The sequence below is a fragment of the Pseudomonas sp. GM18 genome (assembly GCF_000282195.1).
Lineage (GTDB): Bacteria > Pseudomonadota > Gammaproteobacteria > Pseudomonadales > Pseudomonadaceae > Aquipseudomonas.
Window position 1 is genome coordinate 23,643 of sequence record NZ_AKJT01000035.1, and the last position, 18,832, is coordinate 42,474.

The following is an 18,832-nucleotide window of genomic DNA, read 5'->3' on the forward strand; positions in this document are numbered from 1 at the left end:
GCAGGCTGGAACCTGTAGGCGAGCAAACACTTGTGGCGAGGGTAAGTGTCTGGGTTAGAACAAGCGCGAGAGCAGCGCGGTGACAGCGGTTTCGACCCGCAGGATGCGCTCGCCGAGCTGGACCGGTTGCAGGCCGGCCTTGGCCAGCAGGTCGATTTCGTAGGGAATCCAACCACCTTCGGGGCCGATGGCCAGGGTTACCGGCTCGTCCAGGCCACGAGGGCAGGGCGGGTAGTTGCCGGGATGGCCGACGAGACCGAGGGTGCCTTCGGTAATCGCCGGCAGGCGATCTTCGACAAAAGGCTTGAAGCGCTTCTCGATGACGATCTCCGGCAGCACGCTATCCCGGGCCTGTTCCAGGCCGAGGATCAACTGCTCGCGAATCGCTTCAGGTTCGAGGAACGGGGTTTGCCAGAAGCTCTTCTCGACGCGATAGCTGTTCACCAGCACGATTCGCGGCACACCCATGGCGGCCACGGTCTGGAACACCCTGCGGAGCATTTTCGGGCGTGGCAGGGCCAACACCAGGGTCAGTGGCAGCTTGGTCGGTGGCGGTTGATCGAGGGTGACGCGCAACTCGGCTTCGTCAGCGTCCAGGCGCAGTACTTCGGCGGCACCCATCAGCCCGCCGATACGCCCGACGCGCATGCTGTCACCCACTTCACAGCGGTGGACTTCCTGCATGTGAGTCAAGCGGCGATCGCGCAGGATCGCCCGGTCGGCCGCAATGAAGTCGGCCTCCTCGAGGAGCAGCAGGTTCACGCTTGGGTCGCTGGCGGCTGGTCGTTGTGATCGTCAGCCGGTTTTTCGTCCGGGTGCTCGCCGCGCTTGCTGATCAGGCCGCCGAACAGGACGCCGATCTCGAACAGCAACCACATCGGTACGGCCAACAGCGTCTGCGAGAAGATGTCTGGCGGGGTCAGGATCATGCCGACCACGAAGCAGCCGATGACCACGTACGGACGGATTTTCTTCAGGTAAGTGACGTTGACCACGCCGATCCACACCAGCAGCACCACGGCCACCGGGATTTCGAACGCCACACCGAAGGCGAAGAACAGTGTCATGACGAAATCGAGGTAGCTGGTGATGTCGGTCATCATTTCCACGCCGGCCGGGGTGGCAGCGGCGAAGAACTTGAAGATCAGCGGGAACACCAGGAAATAGGCGAAGGCCATGCCGGTGTAGAACAGCAGGATGCTGGAGACCAGCAACGGCACGGCGATGCGCTTCTCATGCTTGTACAGGCCTGGCGCGATGAAACCCCAGATCTGATGCAGGATCACCGGGATTGCCAGGAACAGCGAGACCATCATGGTCAGCTTCAGCGGCGTCAGGAACGGCGACGACACGTCAGTGGCAATCATCGTCGCGCCGGCCGGCAGGTACTGGCGCAGCGGCGTGGAGACGAAGGTGTAAATCTGCTGGGTGAAGGCGAACAACCCGGCGAAGATAATGAAAATCGCCGCTACACAGCGCAGCAGACGGGTGCGCAGCTCGGTGAGGTGCGAAACCAGCGGCATGTGCTGGTCGTTTTCGGGGAGATCGCTCATGGGGCTCGCGGTGGCAATGTTGGGTCATGAGGGGCTGGCGCAACAGGCGCAGCCGCAGGCGGTACAGGCTCTACTGGAATGGCATGTGCAGGTTCAGCGGCTGTAACCGCCGGCGTAACTTCAGCCGCTGGTGCATGAATCGTCGGCGTCGCTACAGGTTCCACCGGTGTTGGCTCCTGCTGAGTCGGCGTGAAAATCTTCCGCGCCTCCTGCTCCAGGGACAGAATGTGCTCGTTGTGCAGTTGCCGGCGAATCTCGTCGGCACCGATTTCACGTTCAACTTCCTGTTTGATCGCGTTGAAACTGCGCTTCAGCCGCCCGACCCACAGGCCGGCGGTGCGCGCAGCACCCGGCAGGCGCTCGGGGCCCAGCACCAGCAGGGCGACGAGGCCGACGAGCAGCAGTTCAGAGAAGCTGATACCAAACATTAGTCAGTGCTCACGAGTCTTTGCGGATCGGCTCTTCGACTTTTTGCGCCTGCACGTCGATGGTGTGCGGCGGGTTCACAGACGTTGTGGCCTGTGGCTGGCTTGGCGGAACCGGTTGGGCCGGAGTCGCTGTCGGGTCGGCCGGTTTTTCTTCGTCGTTCATGGCCTTGCGAAAGCCCTTGATCGACTCGCCCACGTCAGTGCCGAGGTTTTTCAGTTTCTTGGTGCCGAACACCAGCACTACGACAACCAGGATGACGATCCAGTGTTTCCAGTCAAAAATGCCCATGTTGCGTTCCTCTCTAATAATTATTCAGGCGGACGGGCGCGAGGCTTTCTCGGCGTGTCCGGACAGACCGAAGCGACGGTCCAGTTCATCGAGCACAGCCTGTGGATGTTGCCCCAACTGGGCAAGCATGACCATGCTGTGGAACCACAGGTCGGCGGTCTCGTAGATCACATCGCTGCAGTCACCGCTGATGGCGGCATCCTTGGCGGCAATGATGGTTTCGACCGACTCTTCGCCGACCTTTTCCAGAATCTTGTTCAAGCCTTTGTGGTACAGGCTGGCGACGTACGAGCTGTCGGCGGCGGCGCCTTTGCGCTCTTCCAACACCAGGGCCAGGCGGGTCAGGGTGTCACTCATGAGTATGTCCTGCGGAATAGATAGCGTGCGGGTCTTTGAGCACCGGGTCGACGGTTTTCCAGTCGCCGTTCTCGAAGACGCGGTAGAAGCAGCTCTGACGACCGGTATGGCAGGCGATGTCGCCGATCTGCTCGACCATCAGGATGATCACGTCAGCGTCACAGTCCAGGCGCATCTCATGCAGGGTTTGCACGTGGCCGGACTCTTCGCCCTTGCGCCACAGCTTGCCACGGGAACGTGACCAGTAAATGGCACGGTTCTCGGCGGCGGTCAATTGCAGTGCTTCGCGGTTCATCCAGGCCATCATCAGGACGCGTCCGGTCTTGTGATCCTGGGCAATCGCGGGCACCAGGCCATCGGCGTCCCACTTGATCTCGTCCAGCCAGTTTTTCATCTTCGACTCCGACAGCGGGCTCTACTTCAATAGTTGAGGCCAATGTTCAAATTCAGCGTTCAAACAGTGTGCCAGCCGATGATCCAACTGGCTATCGGCGAACGACCAGATACAAGCCGATCGCCACCATGATTCCGGCGGGCCAATGCCCCAGTTCGTGTAACGGGCCACCGGCGGCGAGTATCGTGCCACCCGCCAGATGAGCGGTACCGAGCAGGCGCAGGAACACGTCGTCCTTGCGCCGGTGCCACGGCGGCGGCGGGTCGTTGGCGTGGGGTTGGGACATGCGCTCGAGCAGGTCGCGGGCCATGTTGGCCAGGTGCGGGATCTGCTCGAACTGGCTCTGCACATTGCCCAGCAAGGCTTTGGGGCTGACGCGCTCGCGCATCCAGCGTTCGAGGAACGGCTGGGCGGTGTTCCACAGATCGAGGTCCGGGTACAACTGACGGCCCAGGCCTTCGATGTTCAACAGGGTTTTTTGCAGCAAGACCAACTGCGGCTGCACTTCCATGTTGAAGCGTCGAGCAGTCTGGAACAGGCGCATCAGCACCTGACCGAAGGAAATATCTTTTAACGGTTTTTCGAAGATCGGCTCGCACACCGTGCGGATCGCCGCTTCGAATTCGTTGAGTTTGGTTTCCGCCGGTACCCAGCCCGAGTCGATGTGCAACTGCGCGACACGCCGGTAATCACGCTTGAAGAACGCGAACAGGTTGCGCGCCAGATAGTCCTGGTCTTCCGGGGTCAGGCTGCCGACGATGCCGCAGTCGATAGCGATGTACTGCGGGCTCCACGGCTGCACGGTGCTGACGAAGATGTTGCCGGGGTGCATGTCTGCGTGGAAGAAGCTGTCGCGGAACACCTGGGTGAAGAAGATCTCCACACCACGCTCGGCGAGCATTTTCATGTCGGTGCGCTGGTCAGCCAGGGTCGCGAGGTCGGTGACCTGAATCCCGTAGATGCGCTCCATCACCAGTACTTTCGGCCGACACCAGTCCCAATAGACTTGCGGCACATACAGCAGAGGCGAACCGTCGAAGTTGCGCTTCAACTGGCTGGCGTTGGCCGCCTCGCGCAGCAGGTCGAGTTCGTCGTAGATGGTTTTTTCGTAGTCGCTGACCACGTCCACCGGGTGCAGCAGACGGGCATCGGCCGAGAGTTTTTCCGCGGCGCGGGCAAGAATGAACAGCCACGCCAGGTCTTGGGCGATGACCGGTTTCAGGCCCGGGCGAATCACTTTGACCACCACTTCTTCACCGGTTTTCAGCTGCGCGGCGTGCACCTGTGCCACCGAGGCGGAGGCCAGTGGTTCGACGTCGAAACGGCTGAACACTTCACTGATTTTTTTGCCAAGCTGCTCTTCGATCAGTCGGACGGATACTTGCGAGTCGAATGGCGGCACGCGGTCCTGCAACATCATCAGCTCATCGGCGATGTCTTCGGGCAGCAGGTCGCGGCGCGTCGAAAGAATCTGGCCGAACTTGATGAAAATCGGCCCAAGGTCCTGCAACGCCAGGCGCAATCGTGCGCCACGGCTCAGGTCCAGGGGCTTGCGCGGGAACCAGCGCCATGGCAAGGCATAGCGCAGCGCCAGCAGAAACCAGGGCAATGGCAGGGCGAACAGCAGGTCATCGAGGCGGTAGCGGATCACAACGCGCTGGATGCGCAACAAACGGCGGACGGCAAGCAGCTTCATGCGTTATCGCTTGGGTCGAGGGATCGGGAAAGGCGCTCGAAACGCGCCTCGAGTCGTTCCAGATCGAGCTTGATCTGGTCCAGTTCGCTGAAACGGGCTTCGGCTTCGCGCTGACCGACGAGGGTGCGCGATTCTTCGGCCAGGTACTCGCCCAGGTTCTGGTTGAGGCTGGCGAACCCTTGCTGATACCAGCGTGCGCGACTGCGCAGGTGACCGCCAACCAGTTGTGTGGCCACAGGTCCCAGCCAGCGCGAGAGTTCGTACTCCCAGTCCAGTTCGAGGTCCTGCAGGATCGCCGCCAGCTCCAGCAGCACGCCGCTGTCGCCGTCGAGTTCGACTTCCGGGCCATGCAGCACGGAAGTCTTGTCTTTGCTCGTCGCCAGTTTCAGCAGGCTTGAGGCTGGTGCGCGCAAGGTGCAGTCGGCACCGGTTTCCCAGTGGGACGCCAGCATCAGGCCTTCGTCGCTGGGCAGGATGAACAATTGCAGCGCCGGGCTGCGGCAGTCGACGGCAATCACCTTGCCACTCAAGTGCGCCAGCCGCGGCAGCGCCGTGCTGTCGAGACGCAGCACCCGGTTCAGACCGAGTTCAACGCTGGCGAGCAGGCCGGCCAGCAACATCAGGGTTTGATGCCGCGGTGCAGGGCGACGATGCCTGCGGTCATGTTGTGGTAGGTCACGCGGTCGAAACCGGCCTCGACCATCATCGACTTCAGGGTTTCCTGATTCGGGTGCATGCGGATCGATTCGGCCAGGTAGCGATAGCTTTCCGAATCATTGGTGATCAGCTTGCCCATCAACGGCATGAAGGCGAACGAATAGGCATCGTAGGCTTTGGACATCAGTGCGTTGGTGGGCTTGGAGAACTCCAGCACCAGCAGGCGACCGCCGGGCTTGAGCACGCGCAGCATCGAGCGCAGGGCGTCTTCTTTATGCGTCACGTTGCGCAGGCCGAAAGCGATGGTCACGCAATCGAAGTGGTTGTCCGGGAACGGCAGCTTTTCAGCGTCGGCCTGGACGAATTCGACGTTGCCGGACACACCCAGATCCAGCAGGCGGTCACGACCGACCTTGAGCATGGATTCGTTGATGTCGGCCAACACTACCTGACCAGTCGGTCCCACAAGATGCGAAAACTTTTTGGTCAGGTCGCCGGTGCCGCCGGCGATGTCCAGCACGCGGTTACCGGCACGCACGCCCGACAGTTCGATTGCGAAACGCTTCCACAGGCGGTGCATGCCGCCCGACAGGAGGTCGTTCATCAAGTCGTACTTGGCGGCTACCGAGTGGAAAACCTCAGCGACTTTTTCCGCTTTCTGGCTTTCCGGAACGTTTTTGAAGCCGAAGTGAGTGGTGGGTTCGGCATCGCTGCCTTTGCGCTGATCAGTCATATCGCTGTCACCAAAATAGAATGCGGGACATTCTAATCCCGGTGGCCTGCTTTGTCTTGGCAAGGCTGAAGGTAAGATATAGAGAAACCGGGACGTTTTGACGCAGTAACGGTCAAGATGCTTCAGGAAGTGTCCATAAAGCAGGAGTCATTCGATGGCCAGTATTAGTGTTGAGCGTGCCCACGGCCTGGGTAAGGAAGCGGCCCGCGAGAAGGCCGACAAGTTGGCGCAGAAACTGTCCGATCAATATGGCCTGGAGCCGCAGTGGTCCGGCGACACCCTGAACCTCAAGCGCTCCGGTGTGAAAGGCGCGGTGCATGTGGGCGAGGATTCGATCAGGGTCGATGTTGAACTGGGGCTGTTGATGTCCGCCATGAGCGGCACCATCAAGTCGGAAATCGAAAGGGCCCTCGACAAAGCCCTTGCGTGATTGCGACCTGTGGAGCGAGGCTTGCTCGCGAAGGCGGAGGTCCTGCCCTCGAAGATGTTGCGGATGGACCGGCCTCTTTGCGAGCAAGCTTCGCTCCTACAGGTATTTCACGGCACGCAATTGTTGCGGTTGTTAGGGTGCCGTTTCTAATTTTTCTCCCTACTTTGTGCCTGAGCCCGACACTTTCGCGGGCAGTTCCTCAACCCTTCTGCGCGTGAGGTGGACCATGGCCAAAGTTATTTTGAAGAAAAAAGTCGACGTTGAGACCAACACTCTGAACGACGTCAAATCGTATGCCCGCAAGATCTGGCTGGCAGGCCTGGGTGCTTACACCAAGGTCGGTCAAGAGGGCAGCGAGTACGTTCAAGAGTTGATCAAGGCTGGTCAAGCTGTTGAAAAGAAAGGCAAAAAAGTAGTTGCTGAGAAACTTGAAGCGGCTAATGCCGAGATCGATGAAGCCAAGAGTGAAGTGAGTACTTTCAAAGGTAAAGTCGAACTTCAACTCGACAAAGTCGAGAAGGCTTTCGATACGCGTATCGCAAGTGCCTTGAATCGTATCGGCATTCCGTCTAAACATGACGTGGAGACACTCTCTGCTAAGCTCGATGAGCTGACAGCATTGCTCGAACGTGTCGCGCGTAAATCTTAAGGAGAACGGGATGGCTGGCAAAAAGAATACTGAAAAAGAAGGCAGCTCGTGGATCGGGAAGGTCGAAGACTACTCCCGCAAGATCTGGCTGGCTGGTTTAGGCGTGTACTCGAAGATTGATACTGACGGCAGCAAACTCTTCGATGCATTGGTTAAGGACGGCGAGAAAGCCGAGAAGCTCACCAAGAGCGCTGTCGGCAAGACTGTCGATGCTGCCAAGGACTCCGCTTCGTCGGCCAAGTCGCGCATCAGCGGCGTGAAAGATCGCGCACTGGGCAAGTGGGATGAGCTGGAAGGGGCTTTCGACAAGCGCCTGAACAGCGCCATTTCGCGCCTGGGTGTACCGAGCCGCAATGAAGTCAAGGCACTGCACAGCAAGGTCGATACCCTGACCAAGCAAATCGAAAAACTCACCGGTGCCAAGGTTGCGCCTGTTGCGGCGAAAACCGCGGCGGCCAAACCTGCAGCTAAAAGCGCTGCCAAACCATTGGCCAAGGCCGCAGCGAAGCCTGCCGCCAAACCGGCAGCCAAAACTGCTGCTGCGAAACCTGCAGCCAAAGCGGCCGCTAAACCCGCTGTAAAAGCTGCTGCAAAACCAGCCGCTAAACCGGCGGCCAAACCTGTAGCTAAAACCGTAGCGGCCAAACCCGCTGCAGCGAAGAAGCCAGCAGTGAAAAAACCGGCAGCCCCGAAAGCGGCCGCCCCGAAACCAGCAGTGGCTGCCGCCAAACCGGCAACCCCGGTCAGTCCGGCGAACTCTGCCGCTGCGCCGACCCCTGCTGTAACCCCGACTGCTGCTCCGGCTCCGGCGCCAACCAGTCAGTCCTGATGATCGTTCCCACGCTCCGCGTGGGAATGCCTCACCGGACGCTCCGCGTCCATTTCGGCAGTGACGCAGAGCGTCACCGGCTGCATTCCCACGCGGAGCATGGGAACGATCACGCCCGGCCTGTAAAGGTCGGGCGTTTTTGTTTGAGCGTTGAAAAGATCTTAATGCTCTTCCAGATACTGCAACGCCAACCGCTCGGTCGCGACTTTGACCGGCGGCAACAAGTGCGGTGCCACCAGCATCATGATCTGGTACACCACCAGTCGTACTTCACCTTCACGGTCGAGAATCCGCTGATAGTCCAGCGAGAACAGCAACGTCATGGTGATTTGTTCCACCAGTTGTCCCAGCGCCTGGGTGTCACTGACCAACTGCCCCTGAGCCTTCAACTGCGCCAGCAATGAAGCCAGTGTGCGCTTCAACGCATTGAGCAGGTTGCGTATCCCCTTGGCCAGTTTCGGCAGGCGGCCAGCAAGGTTCGACAGGTCCTGGAACAGAAACCGGTATTGGGCCAGGCGTTCGACGATCAGGTGCAGGAACAGCCAGTAATCTTCGGGGGCCAATTCCACATCGGACGGTGGATCGAGCAAGGGCGTCAGTTCGGTCTGGAAGCGTTCGAACAGCCCCAGGATCAGCGGCTCCTTACCGTGGAAGTGGTAGTAGAGGTTGCCCGGGCTGATGCCCATTTCGTTGGCCACTTCCATGGTGGAAACGTTCGGTTCGCCCTTCTGATTGAACAACTGCAGGGCACATTCGAGAATCCGGTCGCGGGTTTTCATCCAGTCTTCTTAATGGTCGAGTCAGGCCACAGCCATTGGCGGCCGTGGTTCATTGAACGTCAGCGCACGCGCACGTAAGTACCGGGTGCCGCCTCCATCGGTGGATAGTTCTGGTTGCCGAGGGTCATCTGGGTTTCGTGTAGTGCGCCGGAGCGTTCCTGAATCCAGCTCAGCCATTGCGTCCACCAACTGCCGTCGACGCGTTTGGCGTCGTAGTACCAGGCCCGCGGGTCGCTGCTCAGTTTCGGGTTCTCGACGTAGTTGGCTTTCGAATTGTGCGGCGGATTGAGAATGCTCTGCACATGACCGCTGCTCGACAGTACGAAGCGCCGCTCGCCACCCAGCAGCAAGGTCGAGCGATACACCGCATCCCACGGGGTGATGTGATCGTTCATACCGGCCACGCTGAAACTGTCGACGGTGACTTTCTGCAGGTCGATCGGTGTGCCGCACACTTCCAGCCCGCCCGGATGACTCAGCGGGTTGTGCTTGAAGAAGTCCAGCAGGTCGCCATGAAACGCTGCCGGCAGGCGCGTGTTGTCATTGTTCCAGTAGAGGATGTCGAACGCCGGCGGCTCCTTGCCCAGCAGGTAGTTATTGACGAAGTAATTCCAGATCAAATCGTTGGGGCGCATCCAGGCAAAAACCCTGGCCATGTCGCGACCTTCCAGAACGCCCTTCTGATACGAGCGGCGCTTGGCCGCTTCCAGGGTCTGTTCGTCGACGAAGAGGGTGGCCGGGCTTTCTATCTGACTGTCGAGCAGGCTGACCAGATAGGTCGCGCTGGACACCCGCCGCAGCTGTCGTTTGGCCTGCAAGTGCCCTTGCAGCGCGGCGATGGTCAGCCCGCCGGCGCAGGCACCCATCAGGTTGACGTCGCGCGCACCGGTGATCGCCCGGCACACATTCATCGCTTCTTCGGCGGCTTCGACGTAAGACGACAGCCCCCATTCGCGGTGACGCACATCGGGATTGCGCCAGCTGATCACGAAGGTCTGCAAGCCGTTTTTGAGGGCGAACTGGACGAAGCTGTTGCTCGGGCTCAAGTCGAAAATGTAGAACTTGTTGATTTGTGGCGGCACGATCAGCAACGGCTTGGAATACTGTTTTTCGCTCATCGGCTTGTACTGGATCAGCTCCAGCAGCTCATTGCGAAACACCACGGAGCCGGTGGTGGTGGCGACTGTCTTGCCTACCTCGAATGCTTGTTTGGTGACCTGTCTGGGCAAGCCGTCGTTGTGCAGCAGGTCGTCGAGCAGATGGCCGATACCCCGCACCAGACTGTGACCGCCGGAATTGAAGATCTCCTTGATCGCCAGCGGATTGAGCAGGGTGTTGGACGGTGCCACGGCGTCGTTGATCAAGGCAAATGCAAAGTGGGCGCGGGCGCGGTCGTCCGGGCTCAGGTTGCTCTCGTCGATCCAGTTCTTGACCTCTATCTGCCAGCTCAGATAGGCCTGCAGGCTGCGGCGATAAAAAGGATTGAGGCTCCACGTCGGGTCGGCAAAGCGACTGTCCTGTGGGCTGATCGGGTGAAGAGTCTCACCCAACAGCACGCGACCCAGCTGGCCGCCCAGTTTCAAGGCATGCCGGGCCGTGTACACTGGATTGCGCAGGCCGTGGGCGGCCAGGCTGCGCAAGGTTGAAAGCAAGTCCCGGCCGCGCAGACCGGTAACCGCACTCTGTGCGTTGATGAATGCAGCGGGAGTGGGCAAGGAGCCCTTCGCTGGTTTGTCGCGCATGAGTCAACACTCCTTCGTCTTCAGGCCAAAAACAAACTCACCGAACAAAACACCATAGACGTTGTTGCGGATTGTTGCGCGGTACGACGTCCTGCCAACCCTCTTTTCCTACACCAAGGCCGGGGCCGGTCAACTGCCCGATGGCGCCGGATGCGGATGCATCACTGCGCGCTGACGTTCCTCTTGGAGAAACTTCATGATGATCGGTGCCACCGCTTCGGCCCGGGTAATCAAGAACAGATGCCCGTCGTCGATGATGTGCAGTTGGGCATTGGGAATTCGCCAGGCCAGCATGCGCATATTGATCAGCGGGATCAGAGGGTCATCATCGCCGGCCAGCACCAGGGTCGGCTGGTGGATCTTGTGCAGCCAGTGAATGCTGGTCCAGCCGAACCCGGCGAACAGCTGCCAGTAGTAGCCCAGTTTGCCTGCCGAGCGAACCCGCGCGGCGTGACTGGCAGCCAGGGTCGGATCGCGACGGAATGAGCCGCCATAGATCATCGGCGCGATGCGAATCACATGGGACGGCTGGATGTAGCGTCGTGGGCTGGCCATCATCCACAGCACTTTCGGTTTGCCCGGCACCATCACTGTTCCGGCCGCCGTGGCTGCCAGCACCAGCTTCTTGCAGCGCTCGGGATAGTCATGGGCGAATTGCTGCGCCAGAGCGCCACCCCATGACACGCCGATCACATTGACCTGCCCGTAATCGAGATAGTCGAGCATTCGCGCCGTCAGCTTCGCCAGGCCCGGAAAGCGATACGGCCGGCTGGGCGTCGATGAGCCACCGACACCGGGGACGTCGAAGGCGATGACTTCCAGGTCCGGATCCAGCGCCTGGACGAACGGAAATATCAGCTCCAGGTTGGCACCGATGCCATTGAAAACCAGCAAGGGCGTCAAGTGAGGCTTGCCGGGGCGTACCGCGGTGCGGAGGGTCTGCCCATCCAGGTTGACGGTACGAAATACGAACGGTTGCGGCATGCACGAAGCCCTGTAGGTTTTAAACGCTGCTCGGGCCTTCCCGGGCCGTCGCAGAATGTTCGAGGCTGGCCTCGAGGCTGATTAATAACAATCGCGGCACCTCCCAGTGCCGCGGACTGCGAGTTGTTTGAAACTCAACGTTCGTGCACATATGTGCCTGGTGACGCTTCACCCGCGGGATAGGCCTTGTTGCCAAGGTTGGCGGGGGACTTCTTCAGTTTGCCGGAGCGCTCGGCCTGCCACGCCTGCCAGTGCAGCCACCAGGAGTCGGTGTGCTTGGTGGAGTTTTCCATCCAGTCCTCGGCTTTGACCGGCATGTCAGTGCTGGTCATGTAGCGTGCTTTCGGATTGCCCGGCGGGTTCAGGATGCTCTGGATATGTCCGCTGCTGGACAGCACGAATTCGACCTTGCCGCCGAACAGTTGTGCCGACTTGTAGCAGGACTTCCACGGGGTGATGTGATCGTTGGTGCCGGCCAGGGAAAAGATGTCGGCATCGACCTGTTTGAGGTCGATCGGCGTGCCGCACACTTCCAGTGCGTTGGGTCGGATCAGTGGGTTGTTTTTGAACATCTCGATCAGGTCGCCGTGGAAAGCGGCCGGCAGGCGAGTGGTGTCGTTGTTCCAGAACAGAATGTCGAACACCGGTGGCTCGTTGCCCAACAGGTAGTTGTTGACCCAGTAGTTCCAGATCAAGTCGTTGGGGCGCATCCAGGCGAAGACTTTCGCCATGTCGCGGCCTTCCAGCACACCGGCCTGGTAGGAATGGCGCTTGGCGGCTTCGAGGGTCTGCTCGTCGACGAACAGGGCCACGTCGCTGTCGAGGGTGGTGTCGAGCACGCTGACCAGCAGCGTCAGGGCGTTTACTTTCTTTTCGCCGATCGCTGCGTAATGACCCAGCAGGGCGGTGCAGGTAATGCCGCCGGAGCAGGCACCGAGCATGTTCACGTCTTTGCTGCCGGTGATCGCGGTGACTACATCGACTGCTTCCTTGAGCGCTTCGATGTAGGTCGACAGACCCCACTCGCGTTGCTCCTTGGTCGGGTTGCGCCAGCTGACAATGAACGTCTGCACGTTGTTGCGCAGGCAGAAGCGCGCCAGGCTCTTGTCCGGGCTCAGGTCGAAAACATAGAACTTGTTGATTTGCGGCGGCACCACCAGCAGTGGGCGTTCATGCACCTGCTCGGTGATCGGCTTGTACTGGATCAGTTCCAGCACGTCGTTGCGAAAGACCACTGCGCCTTCGGTCACGCCCAGGCTCTTGCCGACTTCGAACGCGCCCATGTTGACCTGGCTCGGCATGCCGCCATTGTGGATCAGATCCTTGGCCAGATGGGAGAGGCCGTCGAGCAGGCTTTTGCCGCCGGTTTCGAAGAAGCGTTTGACCGCCGCCGGGTTGGCCGCCGTGTTGGTCGGGGCCATGGCTTCGGTCATGAGGTTGATCACGAAATGCCCGCGAGCGACGTCCTTGGGCGAGAGATTGCTCTTATCGATCCAGGTGTGGAGCTCCTTGCGCCACGCCAGATAAGTTTGCAAATAACGTTTGTAGAGAGGGTTTTGACTCCAGGCCGGGTCGAGGAAACGGCGGTCGTCGCTTTGCGGTTGAAGCTCGGATTTTCCGAACAGCACGTTCTTGAGTTCGATGCCGAAATGGGCGACGTGCCTGGCACTGTGGATGGGTTGTCTGATGGCCTGGGTCAGCACCATTCGAGCGGAACCCAGTAGATCCTTTCTACGCAGCCCAACAACAGGATTCAGTCCCAAGGTATTTTCTGAAGCCTGGAATTTCAGGTCATCGTTTTGCTTGTTACTCATCTACGACGCTCCATTGTCCTGAGGCGAGTACCTGAGCCCAGCTGTGTAGTCACACAATGCGCCAGGTACTACTGCTCGGGTGACCGTTAATTGCATAGCTGCTTTTCAGTTCAGAGAGCACTGCACGGAACTTGCCAGCCCCATTGGTTACCCGAGTTTAATTTTTTTCGCAAGCGGGCCAATCGTTGACCCGGCAGCCAAGCATTCAAACAGATGGAATTAGAAAATGCCCTCTAAATACCCCGAGGCCTGACCTAGAGCATCAGCTTGACGACCGACTCGTTCGGATCACGGGTCTTTCCAGCCGATTTGAGTTCGGCAAGATAATCGTTCCACAGATCCTCTTGGCGTACGGCCAACTGGTACAGATATTCCCAGGTGAACAGTCCGCTGTCGTGGCCGTCGTCGAAGGTCAATTTCAGTGCGTACTGACCGGCCGGTTCGACCTTGCTCAGGCCTACGCCGATCTTGCCAAATTGCAGGATAGGTTTGCCGTGGCCCTGGACCTCGGCGGAAGGAGAGTGCACGCGAAGGAATTCTGCGGGCAGGTGATACTCCTCGCCGGACGCGTATTTGAGCGTCAGGGTTTTTGAGGCTTTGTGCAGTTTGATGTCGGTGGGGAGTTGGGTCATGGCAGGTCGTCCGTCTATGTGGAACGTTGTGTAGGAGCTGCCGCAGTCTGCGCAGCTCCTACTGGTTTCACGTTCTCACAGGAGAGTAGGTGACCTACAGGATATAACGGGACAGGTCTTCGTTCTGCGCCAATTCGCCCAAGTGGCTGTTGACGTAATCGGCATCGATCAGGATCGCCTTTTCGTCATGGGTGCTGGCCAGATCGCCAGCGCTGAACGACACCTCTTCGAGCAGACGCTCCAGCAAGGTGTGCAGGCGACGGGCGCCGATGTTCTCGGTCTTCTCGTTGACCTGCCAGGCAATCTCGGCAATACGCTTGATGCCGTCCGGCTGGAACTCGATGAGCAGCCCTTCGGTTTTCAGCAGCGCGCAATACTGCTCGGTGAGCGATGCATGCGGCTCGCTAAGAATGCGTTCGAAATCTTCCGGGCTCAGTGCCTTGAGTTCGACTCGAATCGGCAGGCGACCTTGCAGCTCGGGCACCAGATCACTCGGCTTGCTCAGGTGGAATGCACCGGAGGCGATGAACAGGATGTGGTCGGTCTTGACCATGCCCAGTTTGGTGTTGACGGTGCAGCCTTCGATCAACGGCAGCAAGTCGCGCTGTACGCCTTCACGGGACACATCGACACCACCGGAGTTACCGCGCTTGGCGACCTTGTCGATTTCGTCGATGAACACGATGCCATGCTGCTCGACGGCTTCCAGCGCCTTGGCCTTCAATTCTTCTTCGTTGACCAGGCGACCGGCTTCTTCGTCGCGCACCAGTCTCAGCGCTTCCTTGACCTTGAGCTTGCGGTTTTTGCGCTTGCCCTTGCCCATGTTGGCGAACAGGCTTTGCAGCTGGTTGGTCATTTCTTCCATGCCCGGTGGCGCGGAGATATCGACGCCGGAGATTTCGGCAACTTCGATTTCGATCTCCTTGTCATCCAGCTGACCTTCACGCAGGCGTTTGCGGAACAGCTGACGGGTGTTGGAGTCCTGGGCCGGGGCAGCGTCTTCGTTGCTGAAGCCCATGCGTGCCGGAGGCAGCAAGGCGTCGAGGATGCGCTCTTCGGCGGCATCTTCGGCGCGGTGACGAACCTTGGTCATTTCCTGTTCGCGCAGCAGTTTGATCGCCGCGTCGGCCAGATCACGAATGATCGATTCGACGTCGCGGCCGACATAGCCCACTTCGGTGAATTTGGTCGCTTCGACTTTGATGAACGGCGCGTTGGCGAGTTTGGCCAGGCGACGGGCGATCTCGGTTTTACCGACGCCGGTCGGGCCGATCATCAGGATGTTCTTGGGGGTGACTTCGACGCGCAGCTCTTCTGGCAGCTGCATCCGGCGCCAGCGGTTGCGCAACGCGATGGCGACGGCGCGTTTGGCATCGTCCTGGCCGATGATATGGCGATTGAGTTCGTGGACGATTTCACGGGGGGTCATGGGCATAGTAATTGGCGGTCCTCAAGCAAAAGTAAGCCGTGGCGCTTAGGCCAAGACAGGCTTACTCAGCGAGATCCTGCTCCTCGATGGTGATGTTGTGATTGGTGAACACGCAGATGTCGCCAGCGATGCCCAAAGCGGTTTCGACGATTTCCCGGGCCGACAGGTCGGTCTTTTTCAACAGCGCGCTGGCCGCAGCCTGGGCGTAGCCGCCGCCGGAACCCATGGCGATCAGGCCTTCTTCAGGCTCAACCACGTCACCGTTGCCGGTGATGATCAGGGAGGCGTCCTTGTTGGCGACCGCGAGCATGGCTTCGAGGCGGCTGAGGGAGCGGTCGGTGCGCCATTCTTTGGCGAGTTCGACAGCGGCGCGAACCAGGTGGCCCTGATGTTTTTCGAGTTGGCCTTCGAAACGTTCGAAGAGGGTGAAGGCGTCAGCGGTAGCCCCGGCAAAACCGGCGATAACCTGACCGTGGTACAGGCGGCGAACTTTCTTCGCGTTGCCTTTCATCACGGTATTGCCGAGCGAAACCTGGCCGTCGCCGCCCATGACGACTTTGCCGTGGCGGCGAACTGAAACGATGGTGGTCAAGGGAGAGTCTCCACGCAGCGGGGCGAAAATGCCTTATGCCAACTCATATGGGGGTGGTGGAGCGTTTTTCAACTGTAGGACGGGAGAGGGGACGAGCGGTGCCTGACAGATGATCGTTCCCACGCTCTGCGTGGGAACGCAACCCGGGACGCTCTGCGTCCCTTGCGGCGCCGGAACGCGGAGCGTCCCTTGAGGCATTCCCACGCAGAGCGTGGGAACGATCAGATGCGGTGTCCCTGAGGGAGTCAGCGGCTCTGGCGTTGTTGTAACAACAGGTTACTGAAGCCACTGCCCGCCAATTGTTTCTGGGCGGTGGTCAGTTGTTCGCGGTTGCTGAACGGGCCGACCAGCACCCGGTACCAGGTTTCGTCCTTCACCGTGCCGGATTCAACCGCCACGGCCTGACCCAACAGGATAATCTGCGCCCGAACCTTGTCGGCATCGGCTTGCTTGCGGAACGAACCGGCCTGCAGGAAGAACTTGGTCACCGGCGCCGCTTTTGCCACCGGTGGCGCTGGCGGCGGGGTGATGCCGGCCAATGCCGCCTGAGCCCGGGCCGTGTCGATCTTCGCCGCTTCCGCAGGCGTCACTGGCGTGGTCGGTACGGCCGGCACTTGTGGTGTCGGCAGGGTTTTCTCCGGCACCGCATCTGGCGGCACGATCACTTCCGATTCCGGCAGCAGGGTGTAGAAGTCATATTTCGGCTTCACCGGCTGCGTCGGGCTCGGCGGGGTCTTGTTGGCCTCGGCGATCTTGGTGGCTTTCTGTTGCTGCTCGACCTTCTCGCGCTTGACGCTGTCACTGCCCTTGCCTGGTTCCAGCTTCATCAGGAACACAATGAACGCGCCGACCGTCAGGCCGATGGCCATCCACAGCCAGCCCGGGATCGGTTGCTTTGCAGGAGCTTGGTAACGGCTGGCGCCACGCTTGGGTGCAGGTTTTTTCTTGGCAGCCAACTTACATACGCTCCAGAGTTTCCAGACCCAAGAGTTCCAGGCCTTGCTTGAGAGTGCGGCCGGTCAGTGCGGCAAGGCGCAGACGGCTCTGCATTTGCGTCGGGGTGTCGGCGCTGAGGATCGGGCAGTTCTCGTAGAAACTGGAGAACAGGCCGGCAACATCGTACAGGTAGGTGCAGAGAATGTGCGGCGTGCCTTTATCGGACACGTTATTCAGGATTTCGCCGAACTGCGCCAGTTTCGCCGCCAGCTCATGTTCGTGCGGCGCTTCGAGGACGATTTGCCCTTCGACTTCGCTGAAGTCCTTGCCAAGCTTGCGGAATACGCCGGCCACTCGGGTGTAGGCGTACAGCAGGTACGGTGCGGTGTTGCCTTCGAAGTTCAGCATCAGGTCGAAGTTGAAGCTGTAGTCGCTGGTGCGGTGCTTGGACAGGTCGGCGTACTTCACCGCGCCAATGCCCACGACCTTGGCAATGTTGCGCAGCTCGTCTTCGGCCAACTCCGGGTTCTTCTCCTTCACCAGCGTGTAGGCGCGTTCCTGGGCTTCGGTCAGCAGGTCGATCAGCTTCACGGTGCCACCGTCACGGGTCTTGAACGGACGGCCGTCGGCGCCGTTCATGGTGCCGAAGCCCATGTGTTCCATTTCCATCGGATGGGTCACGAAGCCGGCCAGGCGCGCGACCTGGAACACTTGCTGGAAGTGCAGGGCCTGGCGCTGGTCGACGAAATACAGCGCGCGATCAGCCTTGAGCACGCCGCTGCGGTAGCGCACGGCCGCCAGGTCGGTGGTGGCGTAGAGGTAGCCGCCGTCGGCCTTGACGATGATCACTGGCAGCGGGTCGCCATCGGCGTTCTTGAACTCGTCGAGGAACACGCACTGGGCGCCGTTGCTCTCGACCAGCATGCCTTTGGCCTTGAGGTCGTTGACCACGTTGATCAGGTCGTCGTTATAGGCGCTTTCACCCATCACGTCGGCCATGGTCAGTTTGACGTTCAGCAGTTCGTAGATTTTCTGGCAGTGGGACAGCGAGATGTCCTTGAACTTGGTCCACAGGGCCAGGCAGTCCGGGTCGCCGGCTTGCAGCTTGACCACCAGGCCACGGGCACGGTCGGCGAATTCTTCGGATTCGTCGAAGCGCTGTTTGGCGGCGCGGTAGAAGTTTTCCAGGTCCGACAGCTCGTCGCTGGTGATCGGATTTTCCTGCAGATAAGCCATCAGCATGCCGAACTGGGTGCCCCAGTCGCCGACGTGGTTCTGCCGGATCACGGTGTCGCCGAGGAATTCCAGCACCCGGGCCACGCCGTCGCCGATGATGGTCGAGCGCAAATGGCCGACGTGCATCTCTTTGGCCAGGTTCGGTGCCGACAGGTCAACCACGGTGCGCTGCACCGGGCCGGCCTTGCGTACGCCGATGTGGTCGTCGGCCAGGGCCGCGTCCAGGCGGGTCGCCAGGGCTTGAGTGTTCTGGAAGAAGTTCAGGAAGCCAGGGCCGGCGATTTCGGTTTTGGAGACGTTCTCGTCAGCCGGCAGCGCGGCGATGATTTTTTCGGCCAGGTCGCGGGGTTTCATGCCGGCCGGTTTGGCCAGCATCATCGCGATGTTGCTGGCGAAGTCGCCGTGAGTCTTGTCACGGGAGTTTTCCACCTGGATCGCCGGCGACAGGCCTTCAGGCAACACACCTTCGTTGACGAGTTGGGTGATGGCTTGTTGGATCAGCTGGCGAATGGTGTCTTTCATGGTCTTCTCTTTCGACCGCAGGCGCGGCGGCGCTTCGATGCGCTGGTGGAAAAACTGGGCATTATCCGTTGCGAAGACGGGCTTGCCAACTATAGCGGGCAGGTTATGGATATGTGGTGACAAAAGCGGCAAAGATCGCTGGGTAGGAGCT

At 59.9% G+C, this 18,832-nt stretch carries 21 protein-coding genes; 3 read left to right on the forward strand and 18 right to left on the reverse strand.

Features of this window, described 5'->3' with window-relative positions:
- Positions 1–54: 54 nt before the first annotated feature.
- The 9 genes from PMI21_RS18375 to ubiE form a co-directional block, all read right to left on the reverse strand.
- Positions 55–762: a 16S rRNA (uracil(1498)-N(3))-methyltransferase gene (locus PMI21_RS18375; RefSeq protein WP_007936791.1), complete on the reverse strand. Its 708-nt coding sequence runs from the start codon at positions 760–762 to the stop codon at positions 55–57.
- Entirely contained in the window at positions 759–1,553 is a 795-nt protein-coding gene (tatC, locus tag PMI21_RS18370) for a twin-arginine translocase subunit TatC (RefSeq protein ID WP_007936792.1), read from the reverse strand. The genes PMI21_RS18375 and tatC overlap by 4 nt, the downstream gene beginning before the upstream one ends.
- Positions 1,550–1,981: a Sec-independent protein translocase protein TatB gene (tatB, locus tag PMI21_RS28790; protein ID WP_007936793.1), complete on the reverse strand. Its 432-nt coding sequence runs from the start codon at positions 1,979–1,981 to the stop codon at positions 1,550–1,552. The genes tatC and tatB overlap by 4 nt, the downstream gene beginning before the upstream one ends.
- A 10-nt stretch (positions 1,982–1,991) precedes the next feature.
- Positions 1,992–2,270, reverse strand: coding sequence for a twin-arginine translocase TatA/TatE family subunit (locus tag PMI21_RS18365; RefSeq protein ID WP_007936795.1), 279 nt, complete (start codon positions 2,268–2,270; stop codon positions 1,992–1,994).
- Between the two features lie 24 nt (positions 2,271–2,294).
- Positions 2,295–2,627 (reverse strand): phosphoribosyl-ATP diphosphatase, encoded by a 333-nt coding sequence (locus PMI21_RS18360; protein WP_007936796.1) that lies wholly within the window; start codon positions 2,625–2,627, stop codon positions 2,295–2,297.
- Positions 2,620–3,021, reverse strand: coding sequence for a phosphoribosyl-AMP cyclohydrolase (gene hisI, locus PMI21_RS18355; RefSeq protein ID WP_007936797.1), 402 nt, complete (start codon positions 3,019–3,021; stop codon positions 2,620–2,622). The genes PMI21_RS18360 and hisI overlap by 8 nt, the downstream gene beginning before the upstream one ends.
- A 91-nt stretch (positions 3,022–3,112) precedes the next feature.
- The gene (gene ubiB, locus PMI21_RS18350; protein WP_007936798.1) at positions 3,113–4,717 is read right to left on the reverse strand and encodes a ubiquinone biosynthesis regulatory protein kinase UbiB; all 1,605 of its coding nucleotides are present in this window, start codon (positions 4,715–4,717) and stop codon (positions 3,113–3,115) included.
- Complete coding sequence (locus PMI21_RS18345; RefSeq protein WP_007936799.1) at positions 4,714–5,337, reverse strand: ubiquinone biosynthesis accessory factor UbiJ; 624 nt, start codon at positions 5,335–5,337, stop codon at positions 4,714–4,716. Before PMI21_RS18345 ends, ubiB begins: the two co-directional genes overlap by 4 nt.
- Positions 5,337–6,107, reverse strand: coding sequence for a bifunctional demethylmenaquinone methyltransferase/2-methoxy-6-polyprenyl-1,4-benzoquinol methylase UbiE (ubiE, locus tag PMI21_RS18340; protein ID WP_007936800.1), 771 nt, complete (start codon positions 6,105–6,107; stop codon positions 5,337–5,339). The genes PMI21_RS18345 and ubiE overlap by 1 nt, the downstream gene beginning before the upstream one ends.
- A 154-nt stretch (positions 6,108–6,261) precedes the next feature.
- Here ubiE and PMI21_RS18335 point away from each other — a divergent pair, with 154 nt between their 5' ends.
- From PMI21_RS18335 to PMI21_RS18325, 3 genes are all read left to right on the forward strand, one after another.
- Positions 6,262–6,537: a polyhydroxyalkanoic acid system family protein gene (locus tag PMI21_RS18335; RefSeq protein ID WP_007936801.1), complete on the forward strand. Its 276-nt coding sequence runs from the start codon at positions 6,262–6,264 to the stop codon at positions 6,535–6,537.
- Positions 6,538–6,763: 226 nt separating this feature from the next.
- The gene (locus PMI21_RS18330) at positions 6,764–7,186 is read left to right on the forward strand and encodes a phasin family protein (RefSeq protein ID WP_007936802.1); all 423 of its coding nucleotides are present in this window, start codon (positions 6,764–6,766) and stop codon (positions 7,184–7,186) included.
- A 10-nt stretch (positions 7,187–7,196) separates the two neighbouring features.
- Positions 7,197–8,015 carry a phasin family protein gene (locus PMI21_RS18325; protein WP_007936803.1) on the forward strand — a complete coding sequence of 273 codons (819 nt, stop codon included), beginning with the start codon at positions 7,197–7,199 and terminating at the stop codon, positions 8,013–8,015.
- Positions 8,016–8,176: 161 nt separating this feature from the next.
- Here the strand turns inward: PMI21_RS18325 and PMI21_RS18320 are convergent, their stop codons facing one another.
- The 9 genes from PMI21_RS18320 to argS form a co-directional block, all read right to left on the reverse strand.
- A complete protein-coding gene (locus PMI21_RS18320) occupies positions 8,177–8,794 on the reverse strand; it encodes a TetR/AcrR family transcriptional regulator (protein ID WP_007936804.1) in 618 nt (205 codons plus the stop codon).
- A gap of 59 nt (positions 8,795–8,853) precedes the next feature.
- The gene (gene phaC, locus PMI21_RS18315) at positions 8,854–10,536 is read right to left on the reverse strand and encodes a class II poly(R)-hydroxyalkanoic acid synthase (RefSeq protein ID WP_007936806.1); all 1,683 of its coding nucleotides are present in this window, start codon (positions 10,534–10,536) and stop codon (positions 8,854–8,856) included.
- A 129-nt stretch (positions 10,537–10,665) separates the two neighbouring features.
- The gene (phaZ, locus tag PMI21_RS18310; protein ID WP_007936807.1) at positions 10,666–11,520 is read right to left on the reverse strand and encodes a poly(3-hydroxyalkanoate) depolymerase; all 855 of its coding nucleotides are present in this window, start codon (positions 11,518–11,520) and stop codon (positions 10,666–10,668) included.
- 134 nt (positions 11,521–11,654) lie between these two features.
- Positions 11,655–13,334 carry a class II poly(R)-hydroxyalkanoic acid synthase gene (phaC, locus tag PMI21_RS18305; protein WP_007936808.1) on the reverse strand — a complete coding sequence of 560 codons (1,680 nt, stop codon included), beginning with the start codon at positions 13,332–13,334 and terminating at the stop codon, positions 11,655–11,657.
- A 254-nt stretch (positions 13,335–13,588) separates the two neighbouring features.
- Positions 13,589–13,966 (reverse strand): gamma-butyrobetaine hydroxylase-like domain-containing protein, encoded by a 378-nt coding sequence (locus PMI21_RS18300; RefSeq protein ID WP_007936809.1) that lies wholly within the window; start codon positions 13,964–13,966, stop codon positions 13,589–13,591.
- A gap of 94 nt (positions 13,967–14,060) precedes the next feature.
- Positions 14,061–15,401 carry an ATP-dependent protease ATPase subunit HslU gene (hslU, locus tag PMI21_RS18295; protein ID WP_007936810.1) on the reverse strand — a complete coding sequence of 447 codons (1,341 nt, stop codon included), beginning with the start codon at positions 15,399–15,401 and terminating at the stop codon, positions 14,061–14,063.
- A gap of 55 nt (positions 15,402–15,456) precedes the next feature.
- Positions 15,457–15,987, reverse strand: coding sequence for an ATP-dependent protease subunit HslV (hslV, locus tag PMI21_RS18290; RefSeq protein ID WP_007936812.1), 531 nt, complete (start codon positions 15,985–15,987; stop codon positions 15,457–15,459).
- A 245-nt stretch (positions 15,988–16,232) separates the two neighbouring features.
- Positions 16,233–16,943 carry an SPOR domain-containing protein gene (locus PMI21_RS18285; RefSeq protein ID WP_007936813.1) on the reverse strand — a complete coding sequence of 237 codons (711 nt, stop codon included), beginning with the start codon at positions 16,941–16,943 and terminating at the stop codon, positions 16,233–16,235.
- A 1-nt stretch (position 16,944) separates the two neighbouring features.
- Positions 16,945–18,681 (reverse strand): arginine--tRNA ligase, encoded by a 1,737-nt coding sequence (argS, locus tag PMI21_RS18280; RefSeq protein WP_007936814.1) that lies wholly within the window; start codon positions 18,679–18,681, stop codon positions 16,945–16,947.
- Positions 18,682–18,832 lie beyond the last annotated feature (151 nt).

What these genes read in the sequence shown, in the direction of transcription:
- ubiE (WP_007936800.1), bottom strand. Translation starts at nt 6,107, where the DNA reads ATGACTGATCAGCGCAAAGGCAGCGATGCCGAACCCACCACTCACTTC.
- PMI21_RS18300 (WP_007936809.1), bottom strand. Translation starts at nt 13,966, where the DNA reads ATGACCCAACTCCCCACCGACATCAAACTGCACAAAGCCTCAAAAACC.
- PMI21_RS18360 (WP_007936796.1), bottom strand. Translation starts at nt 2,627, where the DNA reads ATGAGTGACACCCTGACCCGCCTGGCCCTGGTGTTGGAAGAGCGCAAA.
- PMI21_RS18320 (WP_007936804.1), bottom strand. Translation starts at nt 8,794, where the DNA reads ATGAAAACCCGCGACCGGATTCTCGAATGTGCCCTGCAGTTGTTCAAT.
- phaC (WP_007936808.1), bottom strand. Translation starts at nt 13,334, where the DNA reads ATGAGTAACAAGCAAAACGATGACCTGAAATTCCAGGCTTCAGAAAAT.
- hslU (WP_007936810.1), bottom strand. Translation starts at nt 15,401, where the DNA reads ATGCCCATGACCCCCCGTGAAATCGTCCACGAACTCAATCGCCATATC.
- ubiB (WP_007936798.1), bottom strand. Translation starts at nt 4,717, where the DNA reads ATGAAGCTGCTTGCCGTCCGCCGTTTGTTGCGCATCCAGCGCGTTGTG.
- phaC (WP_007936806.1), bottom strand. Translation starts at nt 10,536, where the DNA reads ATGCGCGACAAACCAGCGAAGGGCTCCTTGCCCACTCCCGCTGCATTC.
- argS (WP_007936814.1), bottom strand. Translation starts at nt 18,681, where the DNA reads ATGAAAGACACCATTCGCCAGCTGATCCAACAAGCCATCACCCAACTC.
- tatB (WP_007936793.1), bottom strand. Translation starts at nt 1,981, where the DNA reads ATGTTTGGTATCAGCTTCTCTGAACTGCTGCTCGTCGGCCTCGTCGCC.
- PMI21_RS18365 (WP_007936795.1), bottom strand. Translation starts at nt 2,270, where the DNA reads ATGGGCATTTTTGACTGGAAACACTGGATCGTCATCCTGGTTGTCGTA.
- PMI21_RS18345 (WP_007936799.1), bottom strand. Translation starts at nt 5,337, where the DNA reads ATGTTGCTGGCCGGCCTGCTCGCCAGCGTTGAACTCGGTCTGAACCGG.
- tatC (WP_007936792.1), bottom strand. Translation starts at nt 1,553, where the DNA reads ATGAGCGATCTCCCCGAAAACGACCAGCACATGCCGCTGGTTTCGCAC.
- PMI21_RS18335 (WP_007936801.1), top strand. Translation starts at nt 6,262, where the DNA reads ATGGCCAGTATTAGTGTTGAGCGTGCCCACGGCCTGGGTAAGGAAGCG.
- phaZ (WP_007936807.1), bottom strand. Translation starts at nt 11,520, where the DNA reads ATGCCGCAACCGTTCGTATTTCGTACCGTCAACCTGGATGGGCAGACC.
- PMI21_RS18330 (WP_007936802.1), top strand. Translation starts at nt 6,764, where the DNA reads ATGGCCAAAGTTATTTTGAAGAAAAAAGTCGACGTTGAGACCAACACT.
- hisI (WP_007936797.1), bottom strand. Translation starts at nt 3,021, where the DNA reads ATGAAAAACTGGCTGGACGAGATCAAGTGGGACGCCGATGGCCTGGTG.
- PMI21_RS18325 (WP_007936803.1), top strand. Translation starts at nt 7,197, where the DNA reads ATGGCTGGCAAAAAGAATACTGAAAAAGAAGGCAGCTCGTGGATCGGG.